General features: G+C 70.3%; 22 protein-coding genes and 2 pseudogenes. 13 read left to right on the forward strand and 11 right to left on the reverse strand.

Features of this window, described 5'->3' with window-relative positions:
* Positions 1-17 precede the first annotated feature (17 nt).
* On the reverse strand, positions 18-1211 hold the full coding sequence (locus tag BN1187_RS08080; RefSeq protein ID WP_040160731.1) for an alcohol dehydrogenase catalytic domain-containing protein: 1194 nt from the start codon (positions 1209-1211) through the stop codon (positions 18-20).
* Between the two features lie 224 nt (positions 1212-1435).
* On the opposite strand from BN1187_RS08080, the gene BN1187_RS08085 reads away from it, so the two are divergent.
* Positions 1436-4309, forward strand: coding sequence for an excinuclease ABC subunit UvrA (locus BN1187_RS08085; RefSeq protein WP_218184612.1), 2874 nt, complete (start codon positions 1436-1438; stop codon positions 4307-4309).
* 47 nt (positions 4310-4356) lie between these two features.
* On the opposite strand, the gene BN1187_RS08090 is transcribed toward BN1187_RS08085, so the two are convergent.
* Positions 4357-5637 carry a cytochrome P450 gene (locus BN1187_RS08090; protein ID WP_218184613.1) on the reverse strand — a complete coding sequence of 427 codons (1281 nt, stop codon included), beginning with the start codon at positions 5635-5637 and terminating at the stop codon, positions 4357-4359.
* Between the two features lie 45 nt (positions 5638-5682).
* On the opposite strand from BN1187_RS08090, the gene BN1187_RS08095 reads away from it, so the two are divergent.
* From BN1187_RS08095 to BN1187_RS08110, 4 genes are all read left to right on the forward strand, one after another.
* Positions 5683-6309, forward strand: a complete 627-nt coding sequence (locus tag BN1187_RS08095; protein ID WP_040160733.1) for a TetR/AcrR family transcriptional regulator — start codon at positions 5683-5685, stop codon at positions 6307-6309.
* A 79-nt stretch (positions 6310-6388) separates the two neighbouring features.
* Positions 6389-7108, forward strand: a complete 720-nt coding sequence (locus BN1187_RS08100; protein WP_218184614.1) for a GNAT family N-acetyltransferase — start codon at positions 6389-6391, stop codon at positions 7106-7108.
* A gap of 116 nt (positions 7109-7224) precedes the next feature.
* Positions 7225-7890 carry a DUF1345 domain-containing protein gene (locus BN1187_RS08105; RefSeq protein ID WP_157754764.1) on the forward strand — a complete coding sequence of 222 codons (666 nt, stop codon included), beginning with the start codon at positions 7225-7227 and terminating at the stop codon, positions 7888-7890.
* A gap of 98 nt (positions 7891-7988) precedes the next feature.
* Complete coding sequence (locus BN1187_RS08110; RefSeq protein ID WP_052462505.1) at positions 7989-8759, forward strand: VOC family protein; 771 nt, start codon at positions 7989-7991, stop codon at positions 8757-8759.
* Positions 8760-8878: 119 nt separating this feature from the next.
* On the opposite strand, the gene BN1187_RS08115 is transcribed toward BN1187_RS08110, so the two are convergent.
* Positions 8879-9793 carry a LysR substrate-binding domain-containing protein gene (locus BN1187_RS08115; protein ID WP_218184615.1) on the reverse strand — a complete coding sequence of 305 codons (915 nt, stop codon included), beginning with the start codon at positions 9791-9793 and terminating at the stop codon, positions 8879-8881.
* 40 nt (positions 9794-9833) lie between these two features.
* On the opposite strand from BN1187_RS08115, the gene BN1187_RS08120 reads away from it, so the two are divergent.
* From BN1187_RS08120 to BN1187_RS08125, 3 genes are read left to right on the forward strand one after another with little or no spacing between them, the layout of a single operon-like run.
* Positions 9834-10736, forward strand: coding sequence for an EamA family transporter (locus tag BN1187_RS08120; RefSeq protein WP_052462506.1), 903 nt, complete (start codon positions 9834-9836; stop codon positions 10734-10736).
* Positions 10733-10885 carry a hypothetical protein gene (locus tag BN1187_RS14625; protein ID WP_218184616.1) on the forward strand — a complete coding sequence of 51 codons (153 nt, stop codon included), beginning with the start codon at positions 10733-10735 and terminating at the stop codon, positions 10883-10885. The genes BN1187_RS08120 and BN1187_RS14625 overlap by 4 nt, the downstream gene beginning before the upstream one ends.
* The gene (locus tag BN1187_RS08125; protein WP_235750641.1) at positions 10857-11363 is read left to right on the forward strand and encodes an NAD(P)H-binding protein; all 507 of its coding nucleotides are present in this window, start codon (positions 10857-10859) and stop codon (positions 11361-11363) included. Before BN1187_RS14625 ends, BN1187_RS08125 begins: the two co-directional genes overlap by 29 nt.
* 40 nt (positions 11364-11403) lie before the next feature.
* Here the strand turns inward: BN1187_RS08125 and BN1187_RS08130 are convergent, their stop codons facing one another.
* Together BN1187_RS08130 and BN1187_RS08135 are read right to left on the reverse strand one after the other, a co-directional pair.
* Positions 11404-11964: a DinB family protein gene (locus BN1187_RS08130; protein WP_040160737.1), complete on the reverse strand. Its 561-nt coding sequence runs from the start codon at positions 11962-11964 to the stop codon at positions 11404-11406.
* A 67-nt stretch (positions 11965-12031) separates the two neighbouring features.
* Positions 12032-12400 (reverse strand): type II toxin-antitoxin system VapC family toxin, encoded by a 369-nt coding sequence (locus BN1187_RS08135; protein WP_040160739.1) that lies wholly within the window; start codon positions 12398-12400, stop codon positions 12032-12034.
* Between the two features lie 41 nt (positions 12401-12441).
* On the opposite strand from BN1187_RS08135, the pseudogene BN1187_RS15220 reads away from it, so the two are divergent.
* Together BN1187_RS15220 and BN1187_RS14860 are read left to right on the forward strand one after the other, a co-directional pair.
* Positions 12442-12600 (forward strand): annotated as a pseudogene (locus BN1187_RS15220) (SRPBCC family protein); the annotation flags it as partial.
* 553 nt (positions 12601-13153) lie between these two features.
* Positions 13154-13480: a hypothetical protein gene (locus BN1187_RS14860; protein ID WP_052462507.1), complete on the forward strand. Its 327-nt coding sequence runs from the start codon at positions 13154-13156 to the stop codon at positions 13478-13480.
* Between the two features lie 50 nt (positions 13481-13530).
* Here BN1187_RS14860 and BN1187_RS14635 read toward each other — a convergent pair whose 3' ends face one another.
* The 6 genes and pseudogenes from BN1187_RS14635 to BN1187_RS15225 all read right to left on the reverse strand — a co-directional run.
* Positions 13531-13740 carry a hypothetical protein gene (locus BN1187_RS14635; protein ID WP_218184618.1) on the reverse strand — a complete coding sequence of 70 codons (210 nt, stop codon included), beginning with the start codon at positions 13738-13740 and terminating at the stop codon, positions 13531-13533.
* The gene (locus BN1187_RS08145) at positions 13731-14135 is read right to left on the reverse strand and encodes a hypothetical protein (RefSeq protein ID WP_218184619.1); all 405 of its coding nucleotides are present in this window, start codon (positions 14133-14135) and stop codon (positions 13731-13733) included. The genes BN1187_RS14635 and BN1187_RS08145 overlap by 10 nt, the downstream gene beginning before the upstream one ends.
* Positions 14125-14496 (reverse strand): VOC family protein, encoded by a 372-nt coding sequence (locus BN1187_RS14640; protein ID WP_218184620.1) that lies wholly within the window; start codon positions 14494-14496, stop codon positions 14125-14127. Before BN1187_RS14640 ends, BN1187_RS08145 begins: the two co-directional genes overlap by 11 nt.
* A gap of 15 nt (positions 14497-14511) precedes the next feature.
* Positions 14512-15279, reverse strand: a complete 768-nt coding sequence (locus tag BN1187_RS08150) for a VOC family protein (protein ID WP_040160741.1) — start codon at positions 15277-15279, stop codon at positions 14512-14514.
* 74 nt (positions 15280-15353) lie between these two features.
* On the reverse strand, positions 15354-16190 hold the full coding sequence (locus BN1187_RS08155; protein ID WP_390620225.1) for a class I SAM-dependent methyltransferase: 837 nt from the start codon (positions 16188-16190) through the stop codon (positions 15354-15356).
* A gap of 3 nt (positions 16191-16193) precedes the next feature.
* Positions 16194-16352, reverse strand: a pseudogene (locus tag BN1187_RS15225) (copper homeostasis protein CutC); the annotation flags it as partial.
* A gap of 53 nt (positions 16353-16405) precedes the next feature.
* On the opposite strand from BN1187_RS15225, the gene BN1187_RS14310 reads away from it, so the two are divergent.
* The 3 genes from BN1187_RS14310 (at position 16406) to BN1187_RS08165 (ending at position 19057) form a co-directional block, all read left to right on the forward strand.
* Positions 16406-16552 (forward strand): hypothetical protein, encoded by a 147-nt coding sequence (locus BN1187_RS14310; RefSeq protein WP_157754765.1) that lies wholly within the window; start codon positions 16406-16408, stop codon positions 16550-16552.
* Positions 16553-16667: 115 nt separating this feature from the next.
* Positions 16668-17078, forward strand: coding sequence for a hypothetical protein (locus tag BN1187_RS08160; RefSeq protein WP_052462509.1), 411 nt, complete (start codon positions 16668-16670; stop codon positions 17076-17078).
* A gap of 113 nt (positions 17079-17191) precedes the next feature.
* The gene (locus tag BN1187_RS08165) at positions 17192-19057 is read left to right on the forward strand and encodes a Na+/H+ antiporter (protein ID WP_040160743.1); all 1866 of its coding nucleotides are present in this window, start codon (positions 17192-17194) and stop codon (positions 19055-19057) included.

Raw genomic sequence — 19057 nt, forward strand, 5'->3', positions numbered from 1 at the left:
GGGACGACGGCGCGAAATCAGGCGGGGATCATGCCATGCGGGTCGATGATGAACTTCTCCGAGGCACCGGTGTCGAACGTCGCGTAGGCGTCGGGGGCCTCGTCGAGGCTGATGACCTTGGTGTTGAGCATGTCGCTGAGGTAGGGCATGCGGTCCCACAGGATCGCCATCATCAGCTCACGGTTGTAGTGCATGATCGGGGCCTGGCCGCCGGAGATCCGAGGCGACTTGATCCACGCCTTGCCGAAGTCGAGCGAGAAGGTTCCCTCCTGCTCGGCCTTGGAGGAGGCCAGCGGGTCGGGGCCGTAGACGCCGACGATGCCGGTGGCACCGCCTGCGCGGGTGGCGTCCATGACCTGGTTGATGGCGTGGGCCGGGCTCATGTCCTCGGCCTCGCGGCCAATCCCGTGGGCTTCGCTGCCGACGTAGTCGACGGCGCAGTCCACCATGGGTTCGCCGAGGATGGCCTCGATCTGATCGGTCAGCGGCACGTCCTGGTTGAGATCGATGGTCTCGCAGCCGTTCTTCTTCACCAGGTCCAGCCGGTCCTGATGGTAGTCACCGACGATGATGCAGGAAGCGCCCAGGAGACGCGCCGCCGCGGCGCCGCAGCGTCCCACAGGTCCGGCGCCGGCGATGTAGACGGTCGAGCCGGGCTTCGCCCCGGCCTCCATGAGGCCGTGGAACGCGGTGGGCAGGATGTCCGAGAGAAGGGCGAGGTCACGGATCTTCTCCATGGCCTGGTCCTTGTCCGGGAAGCGGAGCAGCTGGAAGTCGGCGTAGGGGACGAACAGGTACTCCGCCTGCCCGCCCTGGAAATCACCCAGGTTGAACCCGTAGGCGCCGCAGGACACGTCGGGGTTCACCGTCTCGCACACCTCGGTGTGGCGGGCGCGGCAGTTGCGGCATCGGCCGCAGGCGACGTTGAAGGGGACCGAGACCAGGTCGCCTTCGGAGAGGAACTCGACGTCGGAGCCGACCTCGACGACCTCGCCGGTCATCTCGTGCCCCATCACCATGCCCTGGGGTACGGGGAAGGAACCGCGGTAGATGTGCAGGTCGGAGCCGCAGATATTGGTGGCGACGATCTTGAGGATGACGCCATGCGGGGCGCTCTTGCCGTTCGGCATCTCGAGCTTCGGGAAGTCGAGTGTTTCGACGCGCATGTCCTTGACGTTTTGGAACACGACGGCGCGGTTGCTGCTTGCCATGACGATCTCCTCCAGTTGTGGATGGCCCGGTCGCGGAAGTGCCACGGTCATTTGGATGCCCGTCGCCGCGACCTCGGCTCTCGTCGAGCTTAGGCGAGGAGGAATCTCGCCGTCCACCGAGGTGCCCGCCCTGGCTGCGGCGATAGGCACCACGGGCAGGTGGACCGTGGAGGACCGGGCCATGCTCCGACCGATCGGTGGAACGTATCGCTAGTCTCGCCGGCATGGTCGAAGCACGCAGGTCCTCATCGTCGGACTCCTCACCCGTCCAGCCCGACGTGCTGGTGCTCGGCGCGCGCGAGCACAACCTCCAGGACATCGACCTGGCGGTCCCCCGCGACGCTCTGGTGGTGTTCACCGGCGTCTCCGGCTCGGGAAAGTCCTCCCTGGCCTTCGGAACCCTGTTCGCGGAGTCCCAGCGCCGTTACCTCGAGTCCGTCGCTCCCTACGCCCGTCGCCTCATCGACCAGGCAGGCGTCCCGGACGTCGACTCCATCACGGGTATGCCGCCGGCCGTCGCTCTTCAGCAGCAGCGCGGGGGCCGCAGCGCGCGGTCCTCGGTGGGCAGCATCACCACGCTCTCCTCGCTGGTGCGCATGCTCTACTCCCGGGCCGGCCACTACCCCGATGATCAGCCGATGCTCTACGCCGAGGACTTCTCCGCCAACACCGTGCAGGGCGCATGCCCGGAGTGCCACGGCATCGGCCGGGTGTACGAGGTCACCGAGGACATGATGGTGCCGGACCCTTCATTGACGATCCGCGAGCGGGCCATCGCCTCCTGGCCGACGGCCTGGCACGGTCATCAGCTGCGCGATGTCCTCGTCGCGCTCGGCTACGACGTCGATGTGCCCTGGAAGGATCTGCCGAAGGAGGATCGGGACTGGATCCTCTACACGGACGAGACGCCGTACGTCCCGGTCCACTCGCGCCTGACGCTCGCCGAGGCCAGGGCCGCGATCGCGGCTGGCGTCGAGCCGAGCTACTCGGGCACCTTCGTCGGTGCGCGCCGGTACGTGCTCGACACGTTCGCGAACACCAAGAGCGGGTCGATGAAGCGGCGCGTGGCACAGTTCCTCACGGCCGCGCCCTGCCCTGCCTGCCACGGCAAGCGGCTGAAGCCGGAGGCTCTGTCGGTGACCTTCGAGGGCCTCGATGTCGCTGATCTCTCCGATCTGCCCCTCGCGGAGCTCTCGACGTTGATCGAGGAGGCAGTCGCGCGGGCCACCGGCGATCTCGACGGGACCGAGACTGCCGGTCAGCCACTGGACGAGGCAGCCCGACGCGACGCTGTGCAGCAGCGCGTCGACGCTGGCGGATCAGCCCACGAGGCAGCCCCCGACGTGCGCAGGACGCCGAACCACTCGGTGGAGAAGCTGGCCGCGACAGCGCGCCTGGGCGCAGAACTCGTCAACAGGCTGCGGCCCATCATCGACCTCGGTCTGGGGTATCTCTCCCTGAGCCGCACCACCCCCACCCTCTCGGGTGGGGAGCTACAGCGACTGCGGCTCGCGACCCAGCTGACCTCCGAACTGTTCGGTGTGGTCTACGTGCTCGATGAGCCTTCCGCAGGGCTTCATCCGCAGGACGTCAGCGCGCTGCTCGGCATCCTCGACGGGCTCAAGCGCCGAGGCAACAGCCTGTTCGTCGTAGAGCATTCGGTGGACGTGATGCGGCACGCGGACTGGCTGGTCGACATCGGTCCCGGCGCGGGCGAGCGCGGCGGCCGCGTCGTCTTCAGCGGTCCCACCGAGGGACTCGCCGCGGTGGAGGAGTCCGTGACTCGCGGGTATGTCTTCGGGGGCAGTGGCCTGCCTCACCGACCCCCGCGGGAGCCAGAGGGATGGCTGCAGCTCGAGCACGTCACGCGCAACAACCTGCGCGACGTGTCGATCCCCCTTCCGTTCGGGGCATTCACCGCCGTTACCGGAGTCTCCGGATCGGGCAAGTCGAGCCTGGTCAGCCAGGCACTGCCTGCGCTGCTCGGGGAGCGATTGGGGCGGGCTGTCCAGGCGGACGACGCTGCGGCCGCCGAGGGGGACGAGCTGTTGCTGTCGGACGAGCCCGAGGAGCTCGAGGGAACGGTCCAGGGAGACCTCTCTGGGGTGCGCCGCGTCGTGAGCATTGATCAGAAGCCCATCGGCCGCACCCCGCGCTCGAACGTCGCCACCTACACCGGCCTGTTCGACCACGTGAGGCGGAGGTTCGCCGAGACGCCCGAGGCTCGCGCGCGGGGTTATAAGCCGGGCCGATTCTCCTTCAACGTCACCGGCGGCCGCTGCCCCACCTGCGAGGGCGAGGGGTCGGTCACGGTGGAACTGCTCTTCCTCCCCTCGGTCTACACCGAGTGCCCCGACTGCCACGGAACCCGCTACCAGTCCAGCACTTTGGAGATCCTCTGGCGTGGCCGGAACATCGCGGAGATCCTCGCCATGAGCGTCGAGGAGGCGCACGAGTTCTTCGACGGCGAGTTCGACATCATGCGCTCGCTCACGGCACTGATCGACGTGGGCCTGGGCTACTTGCGTCTCGGGCAGCCGGCGACCGAGCTCTCTGGTGGTGAGGCGCAGCGCGTCAAGCTCGCAACCGAGCTCCAGCGATCCCAGCGCGGGGACACTCTCTACGTACTCGACGAGCCGACCTCGGGACTGCACTGCGCCGACTCCGACCGGCTCGTGGCGCATCTACAGACCCTCGTAGAAGCAGGCAACACCGTCGTCGCGGTCGAGCTCGACATGCGCGTGGTCGCCGCAGCCGACCACGTCATCGACCTCGGACCCGGCGCGGGAGACGACGGCGGCACTGTGGTCGCCTCAGGCACCCCCGCGCAGGTCGCCTCGTCCGGAGCCGGTGCATCGGCACCGTACCTCGAGGCTGCGCTGCAGAGACCGCCTCCCTGGGGTGAGAGTCGGAAGGCTTCGATGAGGGCAATGACCCCACGCAACGGGCGCATCGGACGAGCAACCTGCTCAGGCCACGCGGACGACCGAGCAGCGGCTGGTCTGTCTTCATGCCCTGCACCTGGTCGGACACACCGCAGGGCATTACCGCAGCATGCTGAGCCCACTGGCATGAGCGCCGCAGACGGGCATGGCTGAGGCCGCTCGCTGTCCGGCCATCGCGTTGAACGAGCGTCCCGACTCGTCTAAGCGAACCGGATCTTCACCCCTGGATGCGGGCGCATGGACGCCATCCCGCGGGCGGTCACTCTCTGCGGCTCCCACTCCCAGGGGCCACGCGCGAGCAGCCGGGCCACCATCACCGTCAACTCCGTGGTCGCCATGGTCGAGCCCAGGCAGCGGTGGCGTCCGCCGCCGAACGGGACGAACTCCCCCGCGCCGGGGTCGAGGCCGTCCATCCAGCGCTCGGGCTTGAACGCCAGCGGGTCGGGATAGACCTCGGGCATCCGGTGCGTCGCGTACGGGCTGTAGATCAGCGTGGTGCCGGCGGGAATCCGCCGTCCGTCGAACTCGAGCTCGCGCACCACGTAGCGCGCAGAGATCGCCCCCGGCGGGTGCAGCCGCAGCGCCTCGTTCACGATCGCGCCCAGCCACGTCAGCTTGGGCAGGTCCTCCGCGCTGGGCGGACGCCCGCCCGTCACCTCCCGGAGCTGCCGCCGCGCGGACTCGGCGATGTCGGCGCGTCCCGACAGGCCGTGCACGATCCAGCCGAACGCCGCGCTCGTGGTCTCGTAGCCCGCCGCGATCAGCGTCACAACCTGGTCGCGCACCTCATCGCGGCTGAGTCCGGACCCGGACCCGTCGCGTCCGTGCACCAGCGTCGCGAGAACCTGGCTCTCCCCCGCCCCTTCGGGCCGCGACAGCCGATCGATCTCGGCGTAGACGAAGGCGTCCAACCGGGCGCGGGCCGCCATCGCGCGTCGCCACCGGGGCGTCCGGAGCCGCTCATGCCAGGTGATCAGGTCGGGCAGCAGGTCCGTGAGGTCGAGCAGCGGCTGCAGTAGGTCCCCCACCGCGTCCGCATGGTCAGCCATCGTCTCGCCGAAGAGCGTCCGCATCGTCGAGCGGCGGATCGCGGCCCGGAACACCGCGTACGCGTCGAAGGCTTCGCCGGGGGTCAGGGCGTCCAGCGCCTCGTCGGCCACCCGCACCATCGTCGCGACGTAACCATCGACCTGACGCCGGTGCAACCCCGGCCGGACGAGTCGGCGGCGCCGCTCGTGGTCCTCGCCGTCGCTCACGACCACCGACCTCGGCCCGTCCACGGGAATCAGCGACTTGAACGCCTCGCGCTGGCTGAAATGGTCGTCGTGGGCGAACACGAACTCATTGGCCCGCGGACCGACGAGGTAGACGAAGGGGCGTCCCAACCATCCGAACGCCAGCGGCCCCACCCGCCGGGAGCGCCGCAGGATCCATTCGGCCAAGGGGAGACGCGCGGGCTCGGGTGCTGACTGCATCGCCATGTCGGGAGCTTACTCCACGAACGTGGAATAGCTATCATCACACCCATGCCGAATCCGGACGCCCGCCGCCGCGACGCCGCGACCACCCGCGCCCGGATCATCGACGCCGCTATCGAGCAGCTCGCCGAGGGCGGCATGCGCGCCCTCACCCACCGCCGCGTCGAGACCCGCGCCGGCGTGACGCAGGGCCTGGTCAAGTACCACTTCGGCTCCTTGGATGGCCTCATCGAGGCGGTCGTGGCGCACATGGCGGCCGTCGAGCTGGACGCCGTCGTGCGCGTCACCCCCGAGCAGTACGCGCGGGCCCAGCGGACCGGCGTCCTCCCTCCCGAGATCTGGCGCGCGGCCGAGGCCGCCTGGCGGGAGCTCACGTCGCGTCCGGCCCTGGTGCGGGCCCGGTTCGAGCTGTACCTGCACGCGGTGGATCGCCCCGAACTGCAGGGCCTCATCCGGTCGCAACGCCAACGGTTCCTGGACGCCGCGGCGGCCTCGCTTCCGGAAGGGACTCCCCAGGCGGGCGCACGTCTGGTGCTTGCCCTGGTCAACGGGCTCCTGCTGCACCAACTCTCCGCGCCCGACGCCGACCTGGACGCCGACGCCCCCGGCCTCCTGCTTGCCGCGGGCTGGACGGCGGCGCACCTCCCCAACCTGCGGGACGAGGCGCCGGGCTGACGAGGGCGTACCGACGATCGGCGTCCTGACCTATCCCGAGGGACCGTCCTGCCTCGTCCGTGGAAGAGGGAAGGCGGGGGTGGGAGAATCGATCATGCTCACCCTCGAGGAGATCTTTCCGCCATATGGTCTGGCCATCACGTGCGGGGACGTCGAGCTTCGCGTGCTGCGGGACGACGACCTGCCCGAGTTGGTCGAACTGGTGCGCGGGGGCATCCAGGCGCCGGGTGCGCCGATGCCGTTCCTGCAGGCGTGGCACGAAGAACCCTTCTCCCCCGGCTCCCCCGACGGGTTCCCCGCGACCTCGCTGGCTTGGTGGTGGACCCAGCGCGCCCAATTCCAGCCTCAGAAGTGGAGCTTGGCGCTGGCCGTCCGCAGGAGGGGTGTCCTCGTGGGGATGCAGGACATGATGGCGACGGATTTCACGCAGACCCGCCACGTCGAGACCGGCTCGTGGCTCGGGTTACCCCATCAGGGTCGAGGCATCGGCACGCTCATGCGCCAGATGGCGGTCGGGTTCGCGTTCGACGAGCTCGGCGCCCTCGAGTGCGGGTCGGGCTACATCGTCGGCAACGACCGGTCGGCGGGGGTGAGCCGCAAGGTCGGCTACGTCGACAACGGCCTCCAACGCATCGCGCAGCGAACCGCCGACGGCACGATCGGGGTGACCGAGCAGCGGATGCTTATCACGCCTGACACGTACGTTCGGCCCGATCGGCCCGTCTCGGTCACCGGAGCCGACGCCGTGCGACGCTTCCTGGCGATCGAGCGCCGACCGGCGTCGGAGAGCAAGACCTAAAGCCGAACATTGACCTGGGTGCCCGTAGGGTGGGTGGTGTGTCCTCCCCAGCCTCTCGGCGACGAGAACAGGCCGGCCCGCCGCGCTGGCTGACGTCGGCGAACCGCCGGGCGACCGTGCCCACTATCATCGCCGTCGCGGTCGGTCTCGGCGTGGGCTCCGCCGCTTACGCCAACCGCTGGTTCGAGCCGCCGGAGACCGCCTGGTTCATCACCGTCTGCACGTGGCTGACGCTCACGGTGAGTCACCTCGTCCTCACCTGGGTCGCGTTCCGGCGCCGCGAAGGCGACGACCTGCGCGCAATGGTGCAAGCGCCGAAGGCGTCGCAGAAGCCGAGCCTCCTGCGACGGCTCTTCGTCAGCAGCGACGCGCCGGCGTGGTCGCTCACTTCGGCGGTACTGGCGCTGGTCGGAATGGTCGGCGTCACCGTGACCCGGCACGGCACCGATAACGGCTCGCTGATGACGCTGACATTCGCGCTGGTCGCCGCGTGCTGGCTGGACGTGGTCGTGGTCTACGCCGAGCACTACGCCCGTCTCGACCTCGCTGACCCGGCGCAGCCGGAGGGCCACCTCGGCTTTCCCGGGAGCGACGTCCGGCACCACTTCGACGACTATCTCTACCTCGCCCTGGGCGTGCAGGCGACGTTCGGAACAACCGACGTCGAGGCGCGGACGACCGAGATGCGCCGCCACGTAGGCGTGCACGCGCTCATCGCCTTCGTCTTCAACACCGTGATCGTCGCCGTCGCCGTCGCGCTGATCACGGCGATGATGGGCTGACGATCAGGCTGCGAACGAGCCGAGCCACTGTGCAGGATCGGACAAACCCGGCGGGGGCGTCCTGCTTAGGCTGAACGCACCCGACCAAGGAGGACGACATGTCCGCGAACACCAACCGGGCCGTCTGGATCGACCTCGGCGTCCCTGACCTCGAACAAGCGACAGATTTCTACGGCCGCGTCTTCGGCTGGACCTTCACCGACGGCGGTGACGAGTACGGCCACTACCACCAGATCACCGCCAGCGACGGCTCGCTCGTCGGCGGCCTGATGCAGAACCCGGACCCCGCCATGCCGGTGTTCTGGATGGTCTACTTCGGCACCAACGACGCAGAAGGGACGAGCGCCACCATCGCGCAGAGCGGTGGTTCGGTTTTCCGGCCGGCCATGCCGGTCGGCGACATGGGCTCGATGGCGATCGTGACGGCGCCGTCCGGGGCGACGTTCGGGCTTTGGCAAGCGGGGACGCTCTCCGGCTTCGGTGAGCCGACCTGCACCGGCATGGCGATGCTCGTGGACACGCCCACGAAGGATCTGACGGCGGACGTCGCCGCCTACGAGAAGGCCTTCGGCTGGGACATTGTCTACGGCGACGGCGAGGGCGGCGAGAAGTTCGCCACCGTCGGCCCGTACGAGGACGCCCAGATCTGCCTGTTCGACGCCGCCGAGATGTTCCCCGCCGACCATCCGTCGAGCTGGCGGGTGTTCTTCCGCACCGACGACATGGACGCCACCGTCGCCGCCATCAAGGACGCCGGGGGCGTCGTCACCGACGGTCCCGTCGAGGAAGAGGAAGGCACGGTCGTGGCCACGGCCAAGGACCCGTTCGGCGCGGTGTTCCTCGTCATGCAGGTGGACGGCACGCTCTGAGCAGCGCCCGACGCGCTCCCTCCCGCCCACCGTTCCGACGGAGGACGGGAGGGAGCTGCTTTGGAGGGTCGCGGACGGGCGCGCCACCGGGAGCGCCGGCGGGGAACGCGCCCGTTTCGCTAGGCCGACTGCTTCGCGACCAACGCCAAGAAAGCCACCGCAGCCGGGTTGGGGTTGAACGCGTCCCAGGCCAGGTACTCCACGCGTCGGGGACCGTCCGTGAGGGCCGCGGTCACGATCGAGGAATCTGCGGGGAGGACCGAGGCCGAGAGCAGACCCACAGCCAAGCCACGCTCGATCAGGTCGACGATGACCGGCAGCGACATGACCTCGAACGAGACGTCCCGATCCAGCCCTGCGGCGCTGAAGGCGAGGTCGGACTGAGCCCGCCCGGAGGACCCCGTCGGGAAGTCGACGAACCGTTCGTCGGCCAGGTCGGCCAGGGCCAGACGCGTCCGGCCCGCGAGGCGGTGCTGCGCGGGCAGGACCGCCACCAGCGACTCCCGCGACAACTCCCGCAGGCCGACGCCGTCCGGCGGAGCACCCTCGGGCAGCCCCAGGAACGCCACGTCCAGGGCTCCCGCCCGGATATCGGCGAGGAACTCCTCACTGTTCCCGCTCCGCAGTCGCACCCGAACGGCCGGGTGCGCCGCATGGAAATCCGCCAGGAGCGCGGGAACGTCGACCGCTCCGACCGTGGGAATCATGCCGAGCGAGAGCACGCCGCGCACCTCCCCCTCCGCGGCCGCGGCGTCCACGACGGCGCGCTCGGCGGCCCGCAGGCTCTCTCGGGCGGACGCCACAAAGGCCTCCCCCGCGGGCGTGAGCTCCACCCTCCGCGAGTTCCGCGCGAACAACCGGACGCCGATCTCCCCCTCCAGCGCCTTGATCTGATGGCTCAGCGCCGACTGGACCACGAAGCAGCGCTCCGCCGCCCGGGTGAAACTTCGTTCCTCCGCGACGGCGACGGCGTACCTCAATTGTTGCAACTCCACCCGAAAATGATGCCAGTGCATCGCTTCCATGAGAAACATGTGTTGGACTCATCCTTGGCCAGTAGGCACGCTGGAGGTCATGACAAGCCTGACCACGAAAGAGGGATCGGCCCCCGGCACCCAGCTCGGATGGATCCTCCTCAGCGCGGTGGCCCCCGTGGTCTGGGGCACGACCTACATCGTCACCACCCACGTGCTGCCGGGCGGTCACCCGATCTTCGCCGCGTTCATGAGGACGCTGCCACCTGGGTTGATCGCGCTGGCCTGGACGAGGCAGCTGCCGCGGGGCGCGTGGTGGTGGCGGACCCTGGTTCTGGGTGGCCTCAACATGGCCGTCTTCTTCCCCTTGCTGTTCGTCGCCGCTCAACGCCTACCGGGCGGGGTGGCTGCCACCCTGGGCGCGGTCCAGCCCCTCATCATCGCCGTCCTCGCCGTCTGGATCCTGCGCGAGCCGTTCTCGGGCTGGCGGTCGTTCTGGGGCGTCGCCGGGGTCGCCGGCATCGCGATGGTCGTCCTGGGGCCCGAGGCGGCCCTGGAGCCGGTCGGCGTCCTGGCCGGGTTGGGCGGTGCGGCGTCGATGGCGACCGGCGTCGTCCTCACCAAGAAATGGGGCCGTCCGGAACACGTCAGCGCGATGGGCCTCGCCGGATGGCAACTCACGGCGGCCGGGCTCCTCTTGGCCATCCCGGCTCTGCTGTTCGACGGGATACCGGCACGCATCGACGCGCCAGCCTGGGCCGGCTACGCCTGGCTCGGCCTCGTCGGCGCCCTGGTCTCCTACACCGTGTGGTTCGCGGGCATTCGCCACCTTTCCGTCACCCCCATGGCCCTCCTCGGGCTTCTCTCCCCGCTCACGGCAGCCCTGCTCGGCGTCCTGCTCGCCGGGGAGACCCTTGCACCGCTTCAACTCGCCGGCTTCGGCGTCGCCCTCACCGCGATGGTCGCCGGACAGCTCAACCCCACCTGGAAGGATCCCCGATGAAGAACGTCATCCTCGGCGCCACCGGCATGGCCGGAACCGCCATCACGGACGTGGCCGCCCTGCGCGGGGCACGACGTCCTGGCCGCCTCACGTCGCCCCCGGCAGCACGCCAGCCCGCTGGTGACCCCCATCGCGGTGGACGCCAGTGACCGCGGCCAAGTCGCCAGCCTGGTCGCCGGCGCGGACGCCGTCGTCGTCGCCCTCCGCTTCCCCGAGGGCCAGGAACGGCGCGTGAGCGACGTGACCGCCCGATGCCTCGACGCCGCCCAGGCACACCACGCATCCGTCCTGATCGTCGGGGGCTCGGCACCCCTCACCTCCCCCACCACGGATGCCCTCGTGCTGGACGACCCTCGGTGGGTCCCTGCCGAATGGCGGGACATTGCCGCGGCCAGCCTCGCGCAGTGGGAAGCCTGTCGGGCACACGCCTATCAGCGGTGGACCTACCTCAGTCCCTCCGCCGTCTTCGAGCCGGGCCAGCCCACGGGTCGCTATAGGCGGGGTACGACCACGCTGCTGGTCGACGGCGCCGGCAACTCCCGGGTCACTCCCGGAGAACTCGCCCTGGCCCTCTTGGACGAACTCGAGAGCCCGTCCGGGGAGCAGCACTTCACCGTCGCCTCGTGAGCTCCCCGCAGAGCGGCTAGGATCCCAGGCTTTCGACGAGCTACTCGCCCGTTTCGCCGTCCACGGACTCCCGCAGCAGGTCGGCGTGGCCGTTGTGGCGGGCGTACTCCTCGATCATGTGGACGAGCACCCACCGCAGGGACACCTGGGCGCGCCCTCCCCAGGCCGGATGCGTCCGGTCGAGCCCGTCCGGGTGCTTCAACTCGGCCGCGACGACCGCGCGGGACGCCTCGACCGCGCGCTGCCACTCGGCCCTCAACTGGTCGCCGGGCAGTTCGTGAGCCCGGTGCCAGTCGGCGTCCACGTCGGCCTTCCAATCGGTGGACGCCCACGGCTCGCTGGGCGCCGCCTCGGAGACGGCGTCGGTGAACCAGTTGTCCTCGACGTAGGACATGTGCGACAACAACCCACCCAGGGTCATGGACGTCGGCGGGAGTGGTCGGCGCAGCTGGGCGTCGTCCAGCCCCCGGGTCTTCCACTCCAGCGTCGCGCGCTGGTAGTCGAGGAAGCCGAGCAGCGTCGCGACCTCTCCCGCGGACAGGGGCGGCTCGGGCCTCCCGTGCTCGTCGGTCTCGATGGCGTCGTTGGGCTGACCGGTCATCGCCGCTCCTGTCGTTGGAATGGCGTCAGTCTAGGGAGACAACGACGCCGGAAGCGAGATCACCGAGTCAAGGGGCGCGATGCATGACAAGGACCTCGGCACGGTGACCCGGCGCGGCGAGCTTTCGGTCGCACGTGACGAGGGGCGCTCCGAGAGCTTCCGCCAGAGCGATGGAGGACGCGTCATAGCTGGTGAACTGGTGGCGGAGCGCCCAGACTCGCGCTCGCAAGGGCTCCAAGTCGTAACGCTCGATGCTGAAGGACCAGTAGTCGTCCAGAGCCTCGCGGACTCGGTCCGGGTGCAGGACGCGGCCAAGTTCCAAACCCCGTAGGACGGACGTGACCTCGACGTCCAGCAGGTGCGGCGCATGGAGATCGCCCTCCACGGCATCGAGTAGTTCACTCGCCGGCGCAGCTCCAACGAGAGCTTCGACCATTGAGATGGCTTGACTGCCGCCCCCGTGGCACCGTGGACGTCATGGAGAGTCGCCATATCAGCTGCGTCATCGACGCCGATCCGGATCGCGTGTACGAGATTGTGGCCGACCCGGACAATCTTCCGGCGTGGGCGTCCGGCCTGGCCAAGACGGAGGTGCGGCGCGACGGTGACGACCTGATCGCCGCTTCGCCGATGGGCGAGGTGCGCGTCCGGTTCACGCCCCGCAACGGCTTCGGCGTCGCCGACCACGACGTCGTCCTGCCCTCGCGTACGACGGTGACCAACCCGCTGCGGGTGATGGCCCACCCGGACGGCGCCGAGGTCGTGTTCACCGTGCGTCAGATCGAGCTCACCGACGAGGAGTTCGACCGCGACTGCGCCATGGTGCGTGAGGATCTCGCGCGGCTCAAGGCGCTGATCGAAGCGGACGGCGTCGAGGTGACGTCCACGCAGCCTGCGACCGGCCCGCGCGCGTACAGCGTCGCCCTGGAGGAGGCGCGGGAGGCGTTCCTGGCCGAGCTCGACCGCTTCGTCGCCGCCGCCGAATCGCTCGATGACCACGCACTCCTGGGCGCGTGCCGCGCGTACGGGTGGGCGCGCCTCGACTGTCTCGTCCACGTCACCCTGGGTTTGCAGGAACTGCTCGCTGGGCTGCCCGCCATCACCGATGCCTCCCCCGATCAGGACGCCGCCTCGTACTGGTCCGCCTGGGAAGCCCAAGCCGACAGCGACCCCGTCCCGGGGGATCCTGATGACGCGTCGCCTCGCGACCGCCTACGCCCGCCCGACCCACGCCCTGGAGCACCTGCACATCGTCGCCGCCGGGCTCCGCGTGTCCGTTGCTCAGATGCCGGACCAGCCCGTCCGATTCCAAGGGCACGTGCTGAGCGCCGGCGATCTGCTGGCCACGTGGGCCGTGGAGCTCGTGGTCCATCATCACGATCTGGACGTCCCGGACGCGGCGCTCTCGCCCGAGGCGGTTCTCCTCGGACGCCGCACCGCGGAAGCGCTCCTGGGCGTCCGCGCGGAGACGCGCGACGACGTGGCGGTTCTGCTGGACGCGTTCGGTCGGGCCTGAGGCGGAGGCGTCCGTGTCCCCGAGCGTCACCGGCCACGCGGACAGCCGCGTCAGGCCTCTGAGTTCGCCGCAGGCGGGACCGTCGTCGTCATCACGCAGTTCTTCAGGCCCTTGGGACGCACATAGGTGAAGCCGAGCCGCTCGTACAGGCGCCGGGTGCCGTTGTAGAGGAACGACGAGGACATCTTCTTCGTCTGGTGCGTCAGGTCGTGCGGGTAGCTCTCGACGGTGCCGCCGCCGGCCTGGGCGATCAGCTCCAACGCACCCCGGATGGCGATCTCGGTGAGGCCCCGTCGGCGGTGTGCTTTGTCGACAAGACGCACGTGACGCGAAAGTCGGGATCCCCTGTCTTCTCCGCGTCGTACTGCTTGCGGTGGTGGATCGTCGGCAGCTCGGCCGGGGTGCCGTACTCGGCCCACGCGACGGCGTCGTCGCCGTCCATGACGAGCGCTGCGTGCGCCAGCCCACGCTCGACGAGATCCAACTTGTGTGCCCTGTTACCCTCGGCGCTCTGCCCGCGCTCCTCGCACGCCGGATGGAACCAGGTGCACCAACAGCCCTTGAAAAGGCCGGATTGGCGCTCGACGAGGGCCTCGAACGCCGGCCATGTCTGAGGGGTCAGCGCTGTGACCGTGTAGGACGTCTCACTCGCCACGGATCATCACCTCGTTACCCTCGGGATCGGCGATTCGCCAGCGTCCGACGTCCGTTGACAGGGCGGTGCCTCCCGCCGCGACGGCGGCCCGGACGCGGGCCGCTGCGGCATCGGAGGGCACCGTGAGATCGAGGTGGATCCGATTGCGCTGGGCACGGCGCTCGGCGTCGGCGGGGTCGAGGTCCTGGAAGACCAGCACGGGGCCGAGCCGCCGCGGATCGACGATGTCCGTGACGGCGACGCGGCGATCGGGGACGTAGCCGAGTGCGGCCGTCCAGAACGCACGGGCGGCGACCGGGTCGAGCACATCCAGGACGAGCTGGACGAACCGTGGCAGAGCCGGGTCGGCTGAGGCGCCCACCTCGCGTGCCGCGCGTTACAGATCGGCCGCCGAGGCGGGGAAATCGACATCGAGGCCGTGCGCGTCGGCGTCCGCCCGGTCCTTGCCGCTGTCGAGGATCACCAGACCGGGCCGCACGTCGATGAGCAGGGGGAAGCCGGCCCGGTCCGCGATCATCGCAGCCTCGGTGACGAGGTGGCGCTGCCGTTCCGGCTCCGTCGTGCGATAGCACGCCATGGTGGCGAACACGACGCGCCAGTCGCCGGCTCCCTCAAGCGGATCGCCGGGAACCACATCGACCTCGTTGCCGTCCGGGTCGACGTGCCGGACGCCGTACGGACCGGACGCCTCGCCGAGGCCAGCGCGCCGGACCGCGTCCCCCGGTCGCACCACGTCGAGGTGGAAGCGGTCGCGCAGGGTGCTCGCGGACTCAACGCGCCCTACGAGGAGCCGGGGATCACGGCGCAGCGGGTCGGTGAGCTCGCCGCCGGTTGCCTCGTAGCCGAGCGCCCGCTCCCAGAAGGCGCTGGTGGCCGCCGGCGCGACGGAGTCGATCGCGACGTCGAGCAACTGCAGGGCGGCCGGGTCGGCCGTGAGTCCCAGCTCGCGGGCGTGTCCAGAGACGGCTTCGGCCTGCGCCTGGGACGACAGGCGCACGCGGGTTCCGGTGGCGCGGACGTCGACGGCGGCGTCCGGGGCCACAGCGAGAGCGTGGACGGCAAGCGCCGCTGCTTTTACCAGGGACGGCGCGTCGAACCACGCCGTCGTGGCGCCGCCGAGCGGGCGCCAGGCCTGGCTCACCATGAGGACACGCTAGAGGGTGTCCTCGGCCACCACCACCCGTTGAGGAACGCTCGGGCGCCGCGCTGGTCCGGTCGTCAGGCCCGCCGAGCGACCAGCACGAGGTCGGTGTGGTGATGCGCGCCGCCCCCGCCGGCGACGTGGCGCTCGCGGCGTTCGTCCCTCTCGACGACCCAACCGTCACCCAGGGCGTCCCGGATGGCGACGTGATCGACGTAGCCGTCCGGGTCGAAGCCGTGCGCCAAGGCGCGCTCGCGATCGACCTCCGCGTGACTGACGAACAACAGCGAACCGCCCGGCGCGACGAGCCCGGCGAGGGTGCGCTCGGCGTCCCGTCCGGGCGAGCGGAACAACGCCGGGTAGAAGCAGCTGACCAGGTCGAACGCCGCCGTCGGGAGGCCGGCGTCCAACAGGGTCGCCTGCACCCAGTCCACGTCGGCGCCGGCGGCGTCGGCCGCGTCACGCGCCCGGCGCATCGCGTTCGGGGACGGCTCCACGGCCGTGACCCGCCAGCCCCGCTGAGCGAGCCACAGCGCGTCCGCGCCCTCGCCGGAGCCGACGTCGACCGCGCGACCGGGCCTCATGCCCGCGACCTCGGCGACGAGCGCCTGGTTGGGGTCACCGCTCCACATGGGCGCGTCACCCTCGTACGGGTCGACCCGTCGATGGGGGTCCCCCTGAGCGGAACGGGGATCGTGTGCGCCGTCGTCGTCCATGCGGATCATTGTGGCTCCATCGACGGGACGCTCGAGGTCAAGACCGGCTCGGGCGACCAGAAACTCGACGAAGCGTCCGGCGACCTCACCCTCGCCAGCGGGAACGGGGACATCATCGTCGCTCGCCTCAGCGGCGGCGGTGTCTCCCCGTCCCGCGTCGCCGTGACGGTCTCTTCGAGGTAGGCGGGCTCGCTGCATCACGTTCAGCTCCGCGGGGACGTAGGTGAAGTCGCCCGCACGCGACCGGACGAGGACGGTGACGAACACGTCCTCGGCCTGCTCGGTAGCGACCTGCAGGGCCCCGAGGCTCGGCGTCAGCCCGCCCAACTCCAGCGCCGAGCACAACTCGACTCGATCGGCGCCACCGGCACGCGATCGGAGAGATCGTCACCGCCCTGCTCGACGCCGGGCTCGTGCTGGACGCCCTGGAGGAGGCGCCGGTCTCGGCGTGGGTGCGCTGGCCCGATCTGCAGGAGCTCGTGGACGGCGACGTCCGGCTGCGGGATCGTCCCGAGCGTCTCCCGATGCAGTTCGTCATCGAGGCGCACCGGCCGGACTGATACCTGGTCCACAGGCTCGCGATAGGGCGACGACAGACCGCCTCTCCACAGTGGTGCTCGATGCATTCGGATGCATCGATGCCTCACCGGCATCTCGCCATCAAAGGAGAGATCCATGCCCAACAACAAGCTCATCCTCGCGGCGGGGGCCGCAACGTCCGCCGTCATCATCACGGCCGGCGGCGCGGTGCTCGCCAACGCCGCGGGCCAGACGCCTGACACCACGCCGGTGGCTTCCCCGTCGGCCAGTTCCGGCGCGTCCTCCGACGTCGGGGGCGACAAGGATGGTTGCCGCCCCCGCGGCGGCCACTCTCACACGGACGCCACGGCGGCCGAGACCGCCAAGGTCAAGGAGGCCGTCAAGGCCAAGGACGCGGCCATCACCGTCGAGAGGGTGCGGAAGGACGCCGACGGATCCTTCGACGCCCGTGGCACCAAGAACGGCGACCGCGTCATGGTCGAGGTGTCGGCCGACTACGCCACCGTCACCGTTCACCCCGGCGAGCGTCCGCCGGCTCACCGGTGACCCTCCGGGCCCCGTCCCCCAAGGGGCGGGGCCCTCGCGCCCGCGGTGCCGGGTTCGGTCCGGGAACCGAGGTGCGTCCTGAACCGTGACGGGCGCCTGTCACACTGGACGCCGTGGAAGATCTCGTCATCGGGGTGGTCGCGTTCCTCGCGACGGTGCTGGCGGTGTCCGTTGCGGCCCGCCGCGTCCGGATCAGCGCCCCGCTGGCGCTCGTGGTCGTCGGCGTCGCTGGGAGCTACGTGCCGTTCGTGCACGCGCCCGAACTCGCCCCCGAACTCATCCTCGTCGTCGCGCTGCCCCCGCTGCTGTACGCGTCCGCGATCACGTCGTCGCTGGTCGACTTCCGCCGGCAGTTGAGCAGCATCGGCTGGCTGAGCGTGGGGTTGGTCATCTTCACCACGTTCGGGGTCGGCACCGTCGTCCACTACCTGTTGGGCATCGCGTGGGCGCCCGCGCTGGCGCTGGGAGCCGTCGTCGCTCCCCCGGACGCCGTGGCCGCGACCGCCGTCGCCCGCACCATCGGGCTGCCCCGTCGCGTCGTCACGCTGCTCGAGGGCGAGAGCCTCGTGAACGACGCCACCGCCCTGGTGAGCCTGCGCACCGCGGTCGCCGCGATGGGGGCCGCGGTGACGGTCGGCGAGGTCGGCCGCGACTTCGCCGTCGCGGTCATCGTCGCCGTGTTGGTGGGGCTGACCGTCGCCCTGGTCGTCTCGTGGGTCTTCCGCCGGGCGTCCTTCACCAGCACGTCGACGGCGCTGAGCCTCATGACGCCCTTCCTCGCGTTCGTCCCCGCCGAGCATTTGCACGGCTCCGGGGTGCTCGCGGTGGTCGTGGCCGGCCTCGTGCTGGGGCACAAGTCCCCCGCCATCCAGTCGGGCGAGGTGCGGCTGGCCCAGCGCATCAACTGGACCACCATCCAGTTCATCCTGGAGAACTCGGTGTTCCTGCTCGTCGGGCTGCAGTTCCGGCAGATCGTCTCCAACGCGACCGGAACCGACCTCACCTGGACGCAGGTCGCCGGCGTCTGCGCGGCCACGCTCGGCACCGTCATCGTGCTGCGCGTCGTGTGGTTGCTCGCCACCCGGCTGCTCGTGCATCTCGGCCCGCGCAAGCAGACGATGACCACCAACGAGACCCTCGTCGTCTCGTGGGCGGGCATGCGCGGCGTGGTCACGCTGGCCGCCGCGCTGACGCTGCCGACACAGACCCCCTACCGCGCGGTGTTGATCCTGTGCGCGTTCACGGTGACGCTCGGCACCTTGCTCATCCAAGGGTTGACGTTGCCGTGGCTGGCCCTCCGGCTGGGCGTCCACGGCCCCGATGCACGCGAGGACGCCCTGCAGGAGGCCGCCCTCTATCGCCGTGCCTTCGCCGCCGGGATGGAGGCCACCGTCGCCGCAGCCCGTCCCGGCGACGAAGAGACCGTCGAGCGGCTTCAGGAACTGGGCGAGCGCCGCGTCAACGGCATCTGGGAGCGCCTCGGCCATCCCGAGGGCGAGACCCCGGCCGCGGCCTACCGCCGGCTGCGCAGCATAGGCCTGGAGGCCGAGCGCGCGGAGGTCCTCACCCTGCGCGACGCCGGCGAGGCCGACCACCACGTCGTCCGGGAGGTGTTGGCCGCCCTCGACATCGAGGAGGCGGGCCTGGCGCGCCTGCACGAGGCCGACGAGCAGACCAGCACCGATCCGCTGCGTCCGCGGTTGCGGTCCGCGCCTTGCGAACACCTCGCGGACGCCCACGCGGTCGTCGTTCCGCTCACGCCCGGCATCTGCGCCGAGTGCCAGGCCGAGGGCCTCACGCCCGTGCACCTTCGGCTGTGCCTCGAGTGCGGCCACGTCGGGTGCTGCGACTCTTCCGCCGGGCGACACGCGACCAAGCACTTCGAGGAGACCGGCCACCCCGTGATGCGTTCCATCGAGCCCGGCGAGGATTGGCGCTGGTGCTACGTGGACGAGGTTCTGGGCGCCGGCGAGGAGTGA

It is taken from the genome of Nigerium massiliense (genome assembly GCF_000826085.1).
Taxonomy (GTDB): Bacteria; Actinomycetota; Actinomycetes; order Propionibacteriales; family Propionibacteriaceae; genus Propioniciclava; species Propioniciclava massiliense.